Annotated in this window: 16 protein-coding genes; 14 read left to right on the top strand and 2 right to left on the bottom strand. The window is 41.3% G+C overall.

Annotation, left to right across the window (positions count from 1 at the left end):
- Positions 1-5: 5 nt before the first annotated feature.
- The gene (glnD, locus tag PP2015_RS11730; protein WP_058030525.1) at positions 6-2624 is read right to left on the bottom strand and encodes a [protein-PII] uridylyltransferase; all 2619 of its coding nucleotides are present in this window, start codon (positions 2622-2624) and stop codon (positions 6-8) included.
- 244 nt (positions 2625-2868) lie between these two features.
- Between glnD and PP2015_RS11725 the strand changes: the two genes are divergently transcribed.
- The gene (locus PP2015_RS11725; protein ID WP_058030524.1) at positions 2869-3078 is read left to right on the top strand and encodes a hypothetical protein; all 210 of its coding nucleotides are present in this window, start codon (positions 2869-2871) and stop codon (positions 3076-3078) included.
- A gap of 58 nt (positions 3079-3136) precedes the next feature.
- Here the strand turns inward: PP2015_RS11725 and map are convergent, their stop codons facing one another.
- The gene (gene map, locus PP2015_RS11720) at positions 3137-3925 is read right to left on the bottom strand and encodes a type I methionyl aminopeptidase (RefSeq protein WP_058030523.1); all 789 of its coding nucleotides are present in this window, start codon (positions 3923-3925) and stop codon (positions 3137-3139) included.
- 264 nt (positions 3926-4189) lie between these two features.
- On the opposite strand from map, the gene rpsB reads away from it, so the two are divergent.
- From rpsB to lpxA, 13 genes are all read left to right on the top strand, one after another.
- On the top strand, positions 4190-4918 hold the full coding sequence (gene rpsB / locus PP2015_RS11715) for a 30S ribosomal protein S2 (RefSeq protein WP_058030522.1): 729 nt from the start codon (positions 4190-4192) through the stop codon (positions 4916-4918).
- A 103-nt stretch (positions 4919-5021) separates the two neighbouring features.
- Positions 5022-5873 carry a translation elongation factor Ts gene (gene tsf, locus PP2015_RS11710; RefSeq protein ID WP_058030521.1) on the top strand — a complete coding sequence of 284 codons (852 nt, stop codon included), beginning with the start codon at positions 5022-5024 and terminating at the stop codon, positions 5871-5873.
- A gap of 150 nt (positions 5874-6023) precedes the next feature.
- A complete protein-coding gene (gene pyrH / locus PP2015_RS11705) occupies positions 6024-6761 on the top strand; it encodes a UMP kinase (protein ID WP_058030520.1) in 738 nt (245 codons plus the stop codon).
- Between the two features lie 23 nt (positions 6762-6784).
- On the top strand, positions 6785-7342 hold the full coding sequence (frr, locus tag PP2015_RS11700; protein WP_058030519.1) for a ribosome recycling factor: 558 nt from the start codon (positions 6785-6787) through the stop codon (positions 7340-7342).
- Positions 7343-7418: 76 nt separating this feature from the next.
- On the top strand, positions 7419-8192 hold the full coding sequence (locus PP2015_RS11695; protein WP_058030518.1) for an isoprenyl transferase: 774 nt from the start codon (positions 7419-7421) through the stop codon (positions 8190-8192).
- Positions 8193-8203: 11 nt separating this feature from the next.
- A complete protein-coding gene (locus PP2015_RS11690) occupies positions 8204-9070 on the top strand; it encodes a phosphatidate cytidylyltransferase (protein WP_058030517.1) in 867 nt (288 codons plus the stop codon).
- The gene (ispC, locus tag PP2015_RS11685; protein ID WP_058030516.1) at positions 9067-10257 is read left to right on the top strand and encodes a 1-deoxy-D-xylulose-5-phosphate reductoisomerase; all 1191 of its coding nucleotides are present in this window, start codon (positions 9067-9069) and stop codon (positions 10255-10257) included. Before PP2015_RS11690 ends, ispC begins: the two co-directional genes overlap by 4 nt.
- A gap of 2 nt (positions 10258-10259) precedes the next feature.
- Entirely contained in the window at positions 10260-11612 is a 1353-nt protein-coding gene (rseP, locus tag PP2015_RS11680; RefSeq protein ID WP_058030515.1) for a sigma E protease regulator RseP, read from the top strand.
- A gap of 68 nt (positions 11613-11680) precedes the next feature.
- Entirely contained in the window at positions 11681-14152 is a 2472-nt protein-coding gene (gene bamA, locus PP2015_RS11675; protein WP_058030514.1) for an outer membrane protein assembly factor BamA, read from the top strand.
- Positions 14153-14210: 58 nt separating this feature from the next.
- A complete protein-coding gene (locus PP2015_RS11670; RefSeq protein ID WP_128724147.1) occupies positions 14211-14681 on the top strand; it encodes an OmpH/Skp family outer membrane protein in 471 nt (156 codons plus the stop codon).
- Positions 14681-15718 carry a UDP-3-O-(3-hydroxymyristoyl)glucosamine N-acyltransferase gene (gene lpxD / locus PP2015_RS11665; protein WP_058030512.1) on the top strand — a complete coding sequence of 346 codons (1038 nt, stop codon included), beginning with the start codon at positions 14681-14683 and terminating at the stop codon, positions 15716-15718. Before PP2015_RS11670 ends, lpxD begins: the two co-directional genes overlap by 1 nt.
- Before the next feature lie 10 nt (positions 15719-15728).
- On the top strand, positions 15729-16181 hold the full coding sequence (gene fabZ / locus PP2015_RS11660; protein ID WP_058031624.1) for a 3-hydroxyacyl-ACP dehydratase FabZ: 453 nt from the start codon (positions 15729-15731) through the stop codon (positions 16179-16181).
- Entirely contained in the window at positions 16181-16954 is a 774-nt protein-coding gene (gene lpxA / locus PP2015_RS11655) for an acyl-ACP--UDP-N-acetylglucosamine O-acyltransferase (protein WP_058030511.1), read from the top strand. The genes fabZ and lpxA overlap by 1 nt, the downstream gene beginning before the upstream one ends.
- The last annotated feature ends 38 nt before the right edge of the window (positions 16955-16992 follow it).

The following is a 16992-nucleotide window of genomic DNA, read 5'->3' as shown; positions in this document are numbered from 1 at the left end:
TTCCTCTAATTTGTTTCTGCGTTTAATTTTTTCATTAGGTCTCGTTGAAGCTCTATTTTATGATCTTCATCGAGGGCTTGATAATCTTTATTTGAAATGACGAAAAAGTCTTCTGCACGTTCGCCAACCGTTGTAATACGTGCTGCATGAATATGTAGTGAATTAGCCTGAAATACTTCTGCAATCTTGGTCAGTAGACCTGGAATATCGATGGCTTGAATTTCTATGAGATTGCGATTTTCCCGTGCATGCGGTCTCACAATCACTTTAGGCTTAATATTAAAATCTTTAAAGCGATGAGAGCGGTTTTTCTTCACTCTGATCTTTTTCTTTGGATCTTGAAGAATTGATTCAATGCCTTTACGGATTGAGCGAGCGCGGTTAACTGATACGGGATCGCCGTCTTGCTCAAGTATCACAAAGTTAAAGACCACAAATCCATCTTTAGTGGTCATGACTTGTGCGTGTTGAATTTGTGCTTTTTTAGAGCCGATAACACTCACAAGTTTGGCAAATAAACTGGCTTCATAAGGGCTATAAACAAAGACTTGCGTGCCACCATGAAGCGGCTTTTCACCCACAATCACACTAAAGTCATTTAAGTCTTTTACTTTTAATAAGTGCTCTGATTGCCATGAAATTTGCTGCTCGCTAAACCCGGTAAAATAGTTTGCTTTAAAACGAGACCAAATAAAGTCAATTTGGCTCTCTTCAAAACCCAGCTCAATAAGGCGATGTTTGGCTTGCTGCTTTTTATCGCGAATTTGGTCACGCATGTCCATTGGGTTTTCAAGACCCGCTCTTAAAGCGCGTTGCGTATGTAAATACAGCTCACGGAGCAGGGTGTTTTTCCAATCATTCCAAAGGTTGTCATTGGTGGCACGAATATCCGCCACGGTTAGACAATATAGGTAATCGAGTTGACGCTCATTCTTTACATGTGAAGCAAACTCTGCAATCACATTCGGGTCATTAATGTCTTTACGTTGTGCAGTAACCGACATTAATAAATGGTTTTCAACCAGCCAAGCGACTAAACGTGCTTCTGAATTACTAAAACCATGCACTTTACAAAAGGTACTAGCATCAACTGCGCCTAGCTCTGAGTGATCGCCACCGCGGCCTTTGGCAATATCATGGAAAATACCAGCAAGGTAAAGTAGCTCAGGCTTGTCCATGCGGGTGACAATTTCAGAGCAAATGGGGAAATCTTTTTGCTTATTCTTATCGAAATATTTATAGATGTTATTAATCAGCTTGTGAGTATGTTCATCTACCGTATAAGCATGGAATAAGTCGAACTGCATCTGCCCAAATATGTTTCGCCACTGAGGCAAATAGGCCGCGATAATGCCGTGTTTATGCATAAGCGTAAAAGCTCGGCCCATGCCATTAGGGTGCTTAATTAAGCGTAAGAAAGCATCTCTACATCCTGCATAATCTTGTAAGTCACCTAATAGTCGGCGGCGAACTTGGCGCATGGTTCTTAGTGTATTGGGCTCAATGTCTGTGATTTCTGGGTTATCAGCGATATGCTCAAACAACACAAAAATATGTTCGCGTTTGAAGAAAACGGAAGGGTCGGTGACTTGAATACGATTGCCCACGCGCTCAAAATTTTTATCGAGCGGTTGAGGCTTATGATTAACTTGGTCAACCAAGATACTTTGTTCAAAATATGACAGCAGCATCTGGTTCATTTCACGCACTCGACTCATAATTCTGAACAAGCGTTTCATCATGCGCTCTACTGAGGCTTTACCCTCAGAACCAAATCCTAATAACTCTGCCGCATGAGGCTGATAGTCGAATAATAAACGGTTTTCATTTCTGCCTGCTGCAAGGTGCAGAGCAAATCGAATATTCCAAAGATTTTCGATACATTCGAGCAACTCTTGATACTCTTCATGGGTGAGGTATCCGTGGCTGATGAGCTCACGAAGTGTCTCTGCATGGAAATGCTTTTTTGCTACCCAGAAAATGGTTTGTAGGTCGCGAAGACCGCCAGGGTTTTCTTTTACATTAGGTTCGAGGTTGTATGCTGTGCCATGGCACTTCTTTCGGCGAATTTTTTGCTCATCAACTTTGGCGATAAAGAACTCTTCTGAACGCCAAATAGGGGTTTCGATAATGTGGCTTTTAAGGCGTTCAAATTCTAACTCATTACCACTTATCAGGCGGCACTCAAGTAAGCTTGTTGTGAAGTGCACGTCTTGCTTTTTTTGCTCTAATACTTGTTCGTGCGTGCGTACACTGTGACCTATTTCTAAACCCAGATCCCATAAATGGGTTACAAACTGCCCAAGAGACTCTTTTAATTGGTCGTTTGGCTCGGAACGTACAAGCAATAAAAAGTCGATATCGGAATAAGGATGCAGCTCACCTCGACCATACCCGCCGACTGCAATCAGAGCAATATCATCGTGTTTGTTCAAACTTGTAATGACATAAAGCTTTTGCAAGAGTAAGTCGACAAATTCTGCACGGGCTCTAATGAGGTGTTTCACAGGTTGTTTCGAGAACTCATTGCTGAGCCATTTATAGAAGTAAGCTGAACAATCTTTGAAATCGTCAAGTGAGTTAGCTGAATCAAGAAGCGTTTTTAATTTATTGGGTAATGCCACGGAATATCCCTGATTTTTTTATCAATTGAATTGATGAGCGCCTTGTAAGTTTTACACTAAGTTGCTGTGAATTGCGAGCTATGTAGTAAGAGAACAGAATTGAACGTTTAGTTGTTAAGCTGGCTACAATTCTAAAATTTAGTAAGTAAGTATTTATTTTGGGTATTTTTGTTTTTAAATTGTTGATAGTTTGTTTTTTGTATGTTTTTATTAGGTTGGTTTTAATTAATAACAAGGAAAAGACATGAAAAATACATTTAAAACTTGCTTAATTGCTTCAATAACATTTTTTGCTGCATCGCTAGCGCCTATCAGTGAGTCTATTGCATTACCAAGTGGCGGTTCGTATATTTGTGATAGATCAGTGCTGTATTATGTATATTTTGAAGGCGGTGAATTTAAAAGGATCCGAGTTTCAGGAAAATGTGAAGGAACAGGCTTCTTAGACTTTTAAGATTATAAAAAATGCCAACTATCTGAGTTGGCATTTATAGCATTTAGAACAATGAAATCTATTTGTGTTCAATTACACGTTCAATGGTCTCATCGTTACGTAGCGTTAAAATTTCAACACCATTGTCAGTAACAAGCAAAGTATGCTCCCACTGAGCTGACAAGCTACGGTCTTTAGTGACAACCGTCCAACCATCTTTAAGTAGTTTACATTGACGCTTACCGGCATTCACCATAGGTTCAATCGTTAAACACATACCTGCTTTAAGTGTTTCGCCTGTGCCAGGTTTACCATAGTGCATAACCTGTGGCTCTTCGTGGAATTCAGCGCCGATACCGTGACCGCAGTATTCACGAACAATAGAATAGCTAAAGCCTTCAGCATATTTTTGAATCGCAGCGCCAATATCACCTAAACGTACACCTGGCTTAACCATTTTAATTGCAAGGTATAAGCTTTCTTGTGTGATTTGGGCTAAACGTTTGCCTTGAATATTTGGCGTACCAACATGAAACATTTTTGAGGTATCACCGTGGTAGCCATCTTTGATCACGGTAATGTCGATATTGATTATATCGCCGTCTTTGAGAGGCTTGTCATTTGGGATGCCGTGACAAATTACATGGTTGACTGAAGTACAAATTGATTTTGGAAAACCATGATAGTTTAGAGGTGCAGGCACTGCATCTTGAACGTCAACAATATAATTGTGACAAATGGTGTTTAGCTCTTCAGTTGTTACCCCTGGCTTCACATGAGGTTCGATCATTTCAAGGACTTCAGCCGCTAAGCGACCGGCAACACGCATTTTTTCGATTTCTTCAGGGGTTTTAATCACTGCACTCATTGAGGCTCCAATCGTTAATTTTTCACTTTGCAATAACGCACAAATTTTAGTCGTATCGTTGAATCTGGCGCTTTAATATGGTATAAAGCGCGCCGTCTTTTTACAAATTTATCTTTCAAGATAGTTTGTAGTTAAGACAAACATACTTTTTATATTAACACACACACATATCGACACATACACTTGGGTGCAGGTAATTACATATTACGTGTTGGTGCTATGGGATATGTGGAGGCCTAACCCTAAATATTAGAGGAAATTAAAATGGCAAACGTTTCAATGCGCGATATGCTTCAAGCTGGTGTTCACTTCGGTCACCAAGCACGTTACTGGAATCCTAAGATGAAGCCGTTCATCTTCGGTGCACGTAACCGCGTTCATATCATCAACCTAGAAAAAACTGTTCCTATGTTCAACGATGCACTTAAGTTCTTACAGAACGTTGCGTCGAACAAAGGTAAAATCCTTTTCGTAGGTACTAAGCGCGCTGCAAGCGAAGCAGTTAAAGAAGCAGCTCTTCAAAGCGATCAGTTCTATGTAAATCACCGCTGGTTAGGTGGTATGTTGACTAACTGGAAAACAGTTCGTCAATCAATCAAGCGTCTTAAAGACCTTGAAGCTCAAAGCCAAGACGGTACTTTCGAAAAGCTTACTAAAAAAGAAGCGCTAATGAAAACGCGTGAAATGGAAAAGCTTGAGAAGAGCCTTGGCGGTATCAAAGACATGGGCGGTCTTCCAGACGCTATCTTTGTAATCGACGCTGACCACGAGCACATCGCTATCCGTGAAGCAAACAACCTAGGTATTCCAGTAGTATCTGTAGTTGATACTAACTCAAACCCAGACGGTGTTGACTTCATCGTACCAGGTAACGATGACGCGATCCGCGCTATCCAGCTTTACACTGGTGCTGTTGCAACGGCTATCACTGAAGGTCGTGAAAGCAACATCGTTGCACAAGCTGAAAACGACGATTTCGTAGAAGCTGAGTAATTAGCTTTCATCAAGCCTTCATCAAAATAAGATGAAGGCTTGATATTCTTGAAGAGCGGTCATTCCGCACCCCGAAAAAAACTTCATATTTGAGGATATACTAATGGCTGTAACTGCTGCCCTAGTTAAAGAATTACGCGAGCGTACTGGCGCTGGCATGATGGATTGTAAAAAAGCACTAACTGAAACTAACGGTGATATCGAGCTAGCTATCGAAAACATGCGTAAGAGTGGTGCTGCTAAAGCTGCTAAGAAAGCGGGTAACATCGCTGCAGAAGGTACAATCTTAATCAAGCAAGGCGAAGGTTTTGCTGCGCTTCTAGAAGTTAACTGTCAGACTGACTTCGTTGCTAAAGACGAAAACTTCCTAGGTTTCGCTAACACTGTACTTGACGCTGCTGTTGAGTCAAAAGGTGATATCGAAGCTCTTAAAGCTCAGTTCGAAGAAACTCGTGTTGCTCTAGTTGCTAAAATCGGTGAAAACATCAACGTTCGTCGCGTTGAGTATATCGATGGTGACAAGCTTTCTGCATACCGTCACGGCGACCGTATCGGTGTTGTTGTTACTGGTGATGCTGACGAAGAAACACTTAAGCACGTTGCTATGCACGTTGCTGCTTCTAAGCCTGACTTCGTTAACCCTGAAGACGTTCCAGCTGAAGTTGTTGAAAAAGAAAAAGCAGTTCAAGTTGAAATCGCTATGAACGAAGGTAAGCCTGCAGAAATCGCTGAGAAGATGGTTGTAGGTCGTATGAAGAAGTTCACTGGTGAGATCTCTCTTACTGGTCAAGCGTTCATCATGGAACCTAAGAAATCTGTTGGCGAATTCCTTAAAGAGAAAGGCGCTTCAGTTTCTAACTTCATCCGTTTAGAAGTAGGTGAAGGTATCGAGAAGAAAGAAGAAGATTTTGCAGCAGAAGTTGCAGCGCAAATCGCAGCAGCTAAAGGCGAGTAATTTTACTCATGGAGCAGAGGCAAAAAGCCATATTTAGGCAGCATTTGCTTTTGCTTCAATGCTGAAAATTCTTTAGAATAACCGCGCATTTATGAGTTTCATAAGCGCGGTTATTTTTTATCCCCCACTTTTACATATGGCCCTGAGATTATGACTACGAATAGAAAACCTGTTTTTAGACGCGTTCTTCTTAAATTAAGCGGTGAAGCTTTAATGGGAGACGAAGGCTTTGGTATCGATCCAAAAGTATTGGATCGTATGGCGCAAGAAATCAAAGAGCTTGTAGAACTCGACGTAGAAGTAGGTTTAGTTATCGGTGGCGGTAACTTCTTACGTGGTGGCTCATTAGCAGAAGCGGGCATGAACCGTGTAGTCGGCGACCACATGGGTATGCTAGCAACTGTAATGAATGGTTTAGCAATGCGTGACGCACTTCACCGTGCATTTGTAAACGCACGTCTTATGTCTGCTATTCCTCTTAATGGTGTATGTGATGCATACAACTGGGCTGAAGCAATTAGCCTATTAAAGTCTGGCCGCGTGGTAATCTTCTCGGCTGGTACAGGCAACCCGTTCTTCACAACAGATTCTGCGGCGTGTTTACGTGGCATTGAAATCGAAGCTGATACAGTAATTAAAGCGACTAAGGTTGATGGCGTATTCAGTGATGACCCTGTGAAGAACCCAGACGCGACACTTCACCGTCATTTATCTTATAATGAAGTGATCGACAAAGAATTAAAGGTTATGGACTTAGCGGCATTTACGCTAGCTCGTGACCACAATATGCCTTTAAGTGTATTCAACATGAATAAACCTGGTGCGCTTAAACGCGTTATCATGGGTGAAGAAGAGGGTACCCTTATTTCTTCACAAGCAGCTGAATAATCTACAAAGACTAGGATTGAATTGTGATTAACGATATCAAAAAAGACGCTGAAGAGCGCATGAAAAAAAGCGTGGCAGCACTTGCTAGCCAGCTATCAAAAATCCGTACTGGTCGTGCTCACCCAGCATTATTAGACGGTATTACTGTTTCTTACTATGGTGCTGACACGCCTCTAAACCAAGTAGCAAATGTAACAACTGAAGACTCTCGTACATTAGCAATCAATGTATTCGATAAATCTTTAGCACAAGCAGTTGAAAAAGCGATTATGTCTTCAGATTTAGGTCTAAACCCTATGTCTGCAGGTACCGTGATCCGCGTACCTCTTCCTCCATTAACAGAAGAGCGTCGTAAAGACCTAATCAAGATTGTTCGTGGTGAGGTTGAAGGTGGTCGTGTTGCTATCCGTAATATTCGTCGTGATGCGAATGGTGATATCAAGTCGCTACTAAAAGACAAAGACATCTCAGAAGATGAAGCACGTCAAAGCGAAGACGAGATCCAAAAGTTAACAGACAAGTATGTTAAAGAAATGGATACACAGCTAAGCGCGAAAGAAGCTGAATTGATGGAAATCTAACCAGCTCAAATTTATTAGTTTTGAAACGCCGTCTAGGGTATACTAGGCGGCGTTTTTTTTTACCTAAATCGGAATTATGGTTTTAAGTACTGAAACAGTTTCAAAGCAGTCTTTGCCTAAACATGTTGCTATTATCATGGATGGCAATGGGCGTTGGGCGCAAAGCCGCAATCGTCCTCGTACATACGGACACAAAAAGGGTGTAGATTCCGTTCGTTCGGCTGTTCAGTTTTGTACAAAACTGGGTATTGAATCGTTGACGCTTTTTGCTTTTAGCAGTGAAAATTGGCGTCGACCTGAAGATGAAGTCAGTACCTTAATGGAACTGTTTTTATTCGTCTTATCTAAAGAAGTTAAAAAACTACATAAGAATAATGTAAAACTGACTATTATTGGTGATATTTCACGCTTTCCTGACTCTTTACAAGATAGGGTAAAAGCGGCACATGAATTAACCGCTAATAATACAGGTCTGAAATTAAATGTTGCGGCAAATTACGGTGGCCGTTGGGATATTGTACAAGCAGCTCAATGTATGGCGCAGCAAGTACAAGATGGCCAACTTACTGTGAGAGACATCACAGAAGACACTTTGTCAGCACAATTAAGTATGGCAGATCAAAGTGAATTAGACTTGTTGATAAGGACTGGCGGAGATTGCCGCATCAGCAACTTTTTACTTTGGCAGGCAGCTTATGCTGAGCTCTATTTTACTGATACGCTTTGGCCTGATTTTAATGAAGAGGCTTTTTCTGAGGCAATTGCTTGCTTTGTATCTAGAGAACGACGCTTTGGCTGTACCGGCGAACAAATAAAACAATTACTTGCCGAGTCCAAAACAACAAGTTAAAGGTTATTAATTTGCTTAAATTACGTATTTTAACGTCAGTGGTTTTAGCGCCACTGGCTATGCTTTTGGTGTTTTATACACCGCTATCACTATTCAGTTTCATTGCCGGTGCGATTACTCTTTTAGGTGCTTGGGAATGGTCTTCATTAATGGGCCTAAAAAAAATGGCACAAAGAAGCACATTCGTTGCTTTAGTTGCCGCTATTCTAGGTGCACTTCACTTGCATTGGCCCATTGAATCACTCTGGCAAAATGGACAATTACTGTCTGATGCAAATTATGTTTTCACCCTTGCATTTGCCTGGTGGCTCGTTGCGACTTTTCTTGTTGTGAAATATCCAAGCATGTCTCGCGCGTGGTCTGAAGGTCTTGTTATGAAGGCCGTAGCTGGCTTACTCACACTTGTGCCACTTTGGCTTGCTCTGAATGTATTGCGTAGTGCTGAATATCAACAATCTGAGCTATTTGGTTCAACCCTGATTATGGTGGTTCTTGGCATCGTTTGGAGTGCTGATATAGGCGCTTATTTTGCGGGTAAAAACCTAGGTAAGCATAAGTTAATGCCGAAAGTAAGCCCAAACAAAACCATTGAAGGGTTAGTTGGTGGTTTACTTACAGCAGTGGTTTTTGTCGTTATTTTTTGTGCTTGTGCAGACGTCGAACAAGCAATGTGGCCAGTTTATGCCTTATTAACTGTGTTTATCGCACTGTTTTCAGCTGTGGGTGACTTACTAGAAAGTATGTTTAAGCGTGAAGCAGGTTTAAAAGACTCAGGCAGCTGCTTACCTGGCCATGGTGGTATCCTAGACCGTATTGATAGCCTCACAGCAGCAGCACCCATATTTGCACTTTGTTATGCGTGGACGGTGGCGTTATGAGCATTCAACAGGTAGCAATCCTTGGCTCAACAGGGTCAATTGGAGTTTCTACTTTAGATGTGATTGCCCGCAATGCTGATAAATTTTCGGTGTTTGCCTTAGTTGCTGGTCGTAATGTTGAGGTAATGCGAAAGCAGTGCCTGACATTTAAACCAAAGTTTGCGGTGATGCAATGTGAGCAAGCAGCAAAGCAACTGAGAGGTGACCTAGCAGGATCAGAAATTCAGGTTCTGACAGGCGTTCAAGCTATGCAAGATGTGGTTTCTCACAGTGACGTTGATATCGTTATGTCTGCGATTGTTGGAGCAGCAGGCTTGTTGCCAACAATCAGTGCGGTCGAGCACAGCAAAAAAGTGCTTTTAGCGAATAAAGAGTCTTTGGTGATGTCAGGCCAAATCTTTATGGATAAAGTGAAGCAACATGGGGCTACCTTGTTGCCGATAGATAGCGAACATAATGCCATTTATCAAAGCTTACCAACCGCATTTCAACAGCATTCAGATCCTAAATTAAATCAGTTCGGTATTCGCAAAATCCTTTTGACTGGTTCAGGCGGACCTTTCTTGACCCGTAACATTGAGACTTTAGCTGATGTAACCGTTGAAGAAGCTGTTGCCCATCCAAATTGGTCAATGGGGCAGAAGATCTCAGTAGACTCTGCGACCATGATGAATAAAGGGTTAGAGTTTATCGAAGCGAAGTGGTTGTTTAACTGTGATGCAGATGACATAGAAGTGGTGATCCACCCGCAAAGCATGATCCACTCGATGGTACAGTACCAAGATGGCTCTGTGATTGCACAAATGGGTCAACCGGATATGCGAACACCGATTGCATATGGCTTGTCTTATCCTGAGCGAATTGATGCGGGTGTCGAACCTTTAGATTTCTCACAAATCTGTGATTTTACTTTCACAAAACCGGATTATCATCGTTATCCCAATTTAGCGTTAGCAATAGAAGCCTGTAAAACGGGACAAGCCGCAACGACCGCTGTCAATGCGGCAAATGAAATTGCTGTGGCGGCGTTTTTGAATAAACAAATTGGTTTTACTGATATTTATAAAGTGAATGCTGAGGTGCTTAATCGCATCGCGATAACAAACCTCTCTAGTATCGATGATGTGCTTGCTCAAGACAATGAAGCAAGAGTTTTAGCTAAACACATACTTAAAACCATGGAGTGATTATGTTTGAGTTTTTCCGGCACTTAGGGTCATTTATTATTGCATTGGGCATTTTAGTTACTGTGCATGAATATGGACACTTTTGGGTTGCACGAAAAGCAGGCGTAAAAGTTCTGAGATTTTCAATAGGGTTTGGTAAACCGTTATGCCGCTGGCATGATAAATTAGGCACCGAATATGTGATTGCCATGATACCACTTGGCGGTTATGTAAAAATGCTAGACGAGCGTGTCGAAGCCGTCGACCCTAGCGAATCACATCTTTCTTTCAATAACAAATCAGTCTGGTCTCGCATTGCCATTGTAATCGCTGGCCCAATGGCCAATTTTATTTTTGCTATTTTCGCGTTGGCACTCATGTATATGATTGGCGTGCAAAATGCCAAACCTGTTGTAGGTGATGTGCATGCACAAAGCCGAGCAGCATTGGCACAATTACAGTCGGGCGATCATATTTTAGCCATGGGTGGTCAAGATGTACTTTCTTGGCAAGAAGTCACCTTCAGTTTGATGTCTCACTTAGGTGAGCAGTCAGTCGACGTCAAAGTGCAAGACGCACAGCAGCAAATTCAAATTCGTACTATCGATTTAACTGGCTGGAAGCTAGATAAAAAAGATCAACCACCTCTAGATGCAATTGGTATCGTACCATATAGACCTGCTTTAACTCTCACTATTGGCCATGTTGCAAAAGGCTCAGCAGCAAGCCAAGCGGGCTTGCAAGTAGGTGATAAGCTTCTGACTGCAAATGGCCAAGAAATCGAACAATGGCAATCTTTGGTTAGTCTTGTTCAAGCTTCACCTAACAAAGCGATTCAGCTAGAGGTGATGAGAAATGGCTATCGTCAAATTTTATCAGTGACTCCAGAATCGAGAACTGGACCAAATGGTATCCAGCAAGGCTTTTTAGGTGTCGTCCCACAGTTAGAAAGTTGGCCGCCTGGGTATATTGAAACTAGACATTATGGCCCATTGGATAGTATTGTGCTTGGCGTACAAAAGACCTACGCATTGATCACGTTAAGTTTTGACATGATTGGTAACTTAATTACGGGCAAAGTGTCAGTGAATAATTTAAGTGGTCCAGTAGGTATTGCAGTAGGCGCAGGTACCAGTGTCAGTTATGGTTTAGTGGCTTTCCTCAGTTTCTTAGCGTTAATAAGTGTCAATTTAGGTGTATTTAATTTATTGCCGCTGCCAGTTTTAGATGGCGGGCATTTAATGTATTACATAATTGAACTTATTCGTAAAAAACCAGTCTCTGAAAAGACACAAGAGTTAGGTTATAAAATTGGGGCGATGTTGCTTCTTGGCCTAACCTGTTTTGCATTGCTTAATGATGTTTCAAGGTTATAAACCAAAATGTCATTTAGAGCCACAAAGCGCTATGTACGCTAATAGTTGTAAAGGATAAAGATAATAAAATGCCGATAAAAAAACATCTCGCAGTAACCAGTTTACTTGGCGCAAGCTTTGCGGCAGCTGGGCAAAGCTCCTTTATCGTAGAAGATTTAAAAGTTGAAGGTTTACAGCGTGTGGCACTGGGTGCTGCACTGACCCACATTCCAATTAATGTGGGTGATAACATCGATGAATATACGATTTCTCAAACAGTCAAAGCGTTATATAAATCAGGCCACTTTGAAGACATTACTGTCTATCGTGACGATGAATTACTCATCTTCAAAGTAAGAGAAAGACCGACGATTGCATCAATTGAATTTGATGGCAATAAAGACATCAAAGACGAGCAATTAAATGATAGTCTTGATCAGCAAAATATCCGTGCAGGTGAGCCTTTAGATAGAACTGTTTTATCTAATATTGAAAAAGGCTTAATCGATTTCTTCCACAGTATTGGTAAATATAATGCCAAGATCGAAGTAAGCATCACCGAGTTGCCACGTAACCGTGTGCGTTTAAATCTTGATTTTGAAGAGGGTGACGCAGCATCAGTTAGACAAATTAACTTAGTTGGTAATGAACTGTTTTCTGACGAAGAACTATTAAGTCTTGTTGAATCACAACAAGACTTACCTTGGTGGAAGTTCTTATCAAATGATCGCTATCAAAAGCAGACTATTGAAGGCGATTTAGAAAAAATCAGAAGTTTTTATCTAGATAAAGGTTATCTGCGTTTTAACATCGACTCAACACAAGTGTCAGTGAGCCCTGAACGTGAGTCAGTGTATGTCACTGCAAACATTACAGAAGGCGAAAAGTACACGGTTAAAGGTTTTGACTTTATTGGTGATTTATTAGGCCGTGAAGAACTTCTTAAGAGCATTATCCCGCTTAAATCGGGCGAGCTTTACAATGGTTCAGTGGTAACTGCTTCAGAAGAATACATAAAAAGCTATTTAGCACGATTTGGTTATGCAAATGCCGAAGTTCGAACCATACCTGAAATTGATGACGAAAATAAAGAAGTAAAACTAACACTATCAGTAAATCCAGGTAACCGTATTTATGTGCGCCGTATTATGGTTAATGGGAATCAGATAACCGCAGATGAAGTTGTGCGTCGAGAAATGACGCAACTTGAAGGCGCATGGCTATCTAACCAGAGCCTTGAGCGTTCAAAACTGCAGATTCAACGTCTACCTTATATGGAAAACGTTGAGTTTGAAGTAAAACCGATAGCAGGCATTGATGACCAAGTTGATGTTGACTTCACCGTTAAAGAGCAACCAGCAGGTAGCTTCCAAGCGGGGGTTGCATATGGTTCATATGCTGGTCTGCAGTTTAATATCGGTGTCAGTGAATCAAACTTCTTAGGTACAGGTAATCAGTTAGCGTTTAACATCAATACGTCAAAAGGTTCTGATCGCTACAGTGTTTCCTATACTGACCCATACTTCACGCCAGATGGTGTGTCGCAAGGTACAAGTATCTTCTACAGTAACTACGACTCATCAGCTTTCAGTTTAGTACCTTATAAGTCTAAGAGTTATGGTATCGGTACTAACTTTGGTTTCCCAATCGATGCGGTTAACCGTATTAACTTTGGTGGGCGATGGATTGAAGAAAGCTTATCTGATATTGCTGACTACGAGCAAACTCGTATCATGCGCTTAGCATTCTTTAATCCTGATGATCCTGATGCAGCGTATGAATTTACCAAATATGAAATGAGTGTCGGTTGGTCTAGAATTACCGTTAACCGCGGTATGTTCCCAACAGCGGGTTCTCGTCAGTCGTTAACACTGAATGCAACTACACCTAATTCAGATCTTAATTTCTTTAAGATTAATTATAACTCTCGTTTCTATTGGCCAATCAGTAATGATCATCGCTGGGTATTCTCTACCAGAGCTGCATTAGCATATGGTAATGGTTATGGGTCAACGAATGGCTTTGATCAGATTCTGCCTTTCCAAGAATACTTCAGAATCACTGAAGAAGAATTACGTGGTTTCGATAGAAACACCATTCTCCCTGAAGCGATTAGAAGAAGAACATCGAGTATCTCAGGTTCAGTTTTGCCTGATGGCAGCTCGACAGGTACAATTGGTTCACCTTCAGAGTTTGACCGATTGGAACTTTGGGGTCGAATTGGTGGTAATGCGAAAGCTGTGGCAGGTATGGAGCTAATTGTTCCGACGCCATTCTTGGACGAAGATAATACAAGCTCTGTTCGAACAAGCCTCTTTGTTGACGCTGCGAATGTTTGGGATACTGAGTTTGATATTGACCGCTATTCAAACTTACCTGAAGATCAGGTTAATCAATTGCGCGATTTTGGAGACCCTACTCGCTTTAGAGTATCAACGGGTCTGTCATTACAATGGATTTCCCCTATGGGACCAATGCTGATTAGTTTTGCTTATCCACTGAAGAAAGAAGACAAAGACGAAACTAAAACCATCAGCTTTAATATAACGAATACTTTCTAAGGAGTTTTTTGTGAAAACGATTATAAAAACAACGGCATTAAGCATTTTAGCAGCATTAATGATGGGTACTTCAGCAAGCGCACTTGCTCACAAAGTAGGTATTGTTGATATGCAATCTATTTATCAACAAATTCCTCAAATGGCTAAAATTGAGCAGCAGCTTCAAACTGAATTTGCTGAGCGCCGTCAGGAGCTTGAAAAGTTACAAGGTGATGTTCGCTTTGAAATGGAAAAGTTTCAGCGTGAAAGTGCTACAATGAGTGATGACCAAAAGAATGCGCTTCGCGACAAAATTCAAGGCATGCAAAAGCAATTAGCTGAAAAAGGTCGTCCTTTAGAGCAAGAAATTAAAGCGCGTCAAAATCAAGAGTTAGCTAAAGTACAAAAGCTGATCGTTGAAACTATTCAATCTGTAGCTAAAAGCGGTAAGTTTGATGAAGTTAAGGTAAAAGATACGACAATTTACTTTAACCCTGATAAAGTAACCGACCTTTCTAGCAAGGTTGTTGAAGCAGTTAGCAAAAAGTAATGACAAAACAGTATACCCTCGCTCAAATTAGCGAATTTTTAGGCGCATCCCTTGACGGGGATGCGTCTCATTGTATTGAGAAGATAGCAACTTTGGCAAATGCCAAAGGGTCGGATATCGCTTTTTTGGCGAATAAGAAATACCGTTCTCAGCTTGACGAAACAAAAGCTGGCGCAGTGATTATTTCAGAAAAAGAAGCAGCGCTATTTTCTGGCAATAAGATCGTTGTTAAAGACGCTTATATTGCATACGCAAAACTTGCACAAATGATGGATACGACCCCGGCTTGTGCCCGTGGTATTCACCCAAGTGCAGTCATTGACAAAAATGCTCAGCTTGGAGAAAACGTCAGTATTGCTGCAAATGCTGTTATATCATCAGGTGTTGTGCTTGGGGATAATGTGCAAATCGGTGCTGGATGCTTCATTGGTGAAAACACCAAAATAGGGCATGGTACAAAGCTTTGGGCTAATGTCAGTGTTTATCATGATATTGAGATTGGTGAATATTGCTTATTCCAATCTGGTGCAGTGATTGGCAGTGATGGTTTTGGTTATGCAAATGAAGCAGGGAAGTGGGTGAAAATTCCACAATTAGGTCGAGTTTTAATTGGTGATCGCGTTGAAATAGGTGCGAGCACAACCATCGACCGAGGCGCTTTGGATGACACGATTATCCACGATGATGTGATTTTAGATAATCAAATTCAAATTGCTCATAATGTTGAAATTGGTCAAGGTAGCGCGATGGCTGCCTGCTCAGTGGTAGCAGGAAGTACAACGATTGGTAAGTATTGCCAAATTGCAGGTCTTGTCGGTATCAATGGACATATCGATATTTGTGACGGTGTGATGCTGACAGGAATGACCATGGTGACTAAGTCAATTACCGAACCTGGCGCATATTCTTCTGGTATGCCGCACACAACCAATAAAGAATGGCGTCGTAATATGGCGCATTTAAGAAATTTATCTGATTTTAAAGAGCGTATTAAATCGTTAGAAACACGCTCATCTCAAAAAACAGTTGATGAATAAGGATACTATTTTGGCCAACGAATTAAACAGTTTTGATGTTCAAGAAATCATGCGTTTATTGCCACACCGTTACCCTATGCTATTGGTAGACAAAGTGGTGGATTTTCAGCCGGGTGATTACTTGCATGCGGTAAAAAACGTTACCGTAAATGAGCCAATTTTTACGGGTCACTTCCCTGACCAGAAAATTTTTCCAGGTGTACTTATTTTAGAAGCTATGGCACAAGCTACTGGTTTATTAGGCTTTAAAACAGTGCAAAATACTGGTGACAACGAGCTATACTTATTTGCAGGAATTGATAATGCACGTTTTAAACAGCCTGTAGTTCCTGGCGATCAGATGCATATTCACGTTAAATTCGAAAAAGAGCGTCGCAACATCTGGCGCTTTTCAGCAGAAGCAAAAGTTGATGGTAAGGTTGTGTGTACTGCAGACCTTATGTGTGCAAGAAGAGAGTTTTAATGTTAATTCATCCTACTGCAGTTATTGAACCAGGCGCCCAACTTGGCGAAAACGTAAAAGTAGGGCCTTACAGTTACATTGGTAATGATGTTGTTATCGGAGATAACACCATCATCGAATCACACGTAGTTGTTAAAGGGCCTTCGACGATCGGTAAAGGTAATCACTTTTATCAGTTTGCGTCAATTGGTGAAGCCTGCCAAGACAAAAAGTACAAGGATGAACCAACTCAATTAATCATGGGTGACAATAATATTGTTCGAGAATGTGCGACCATACACCGTGGCACAATTCAAGATCAGGGCGTGACTAAAATAGGCAGTAACAACTTATTTATGGCTTACACGCACATTGCTCATGATGCTGTGATTGGTAATAATGTCATTTTTTCAAATGGTGCAAGTGTAGCTGGTCACGTCCATGTGGGTGACTGGGCTATTTTAGCTGGTAATACGGGTGTACATCAGTTCTGTAAAATTGGTGCGCACGCATTCATTGGTATGTATTCAGGTGTGAGTAAAGACGTTCCTCCTTTCGTTACTACTACAGGTATGCCAGCAAAACCCGCTGCCGTGAACACCGAAGGCATGAAGCGACGCGGGTTTGAAAGCGACGAAATTATGGCAGTTCGTAGAGCGTATAAAGCACTTTATAGAAAGGGCCTAACGTTAGATGAAGCGGTTGCTTCATTAGCGGACGATGCGAAACAGTTTGCAGCTGTACAAAGCATGATTGACTTCTTAGATACGTCTGAGCGCGGCATTATTCGCTAGCCTCGACGGTTTATTTAAAGCATGTACAAACGCCATAC

The organism is Pseudoalteromonas phenolica (assembly GCF_001444405.1).
Taxonomy (GTDB): Bacteria; Pseudomonadota; Gammaproteobacteria; order Enterobacterales; family Alteromonadaceae; genus Pseudoalteromonas; species Pseudoalteromonas phenolica.
The sequence above is the reverse complement of the archived record's forward strand: the minus strand, read 5'-3'. Positions and strand labels throughout refer to the sequence as shown.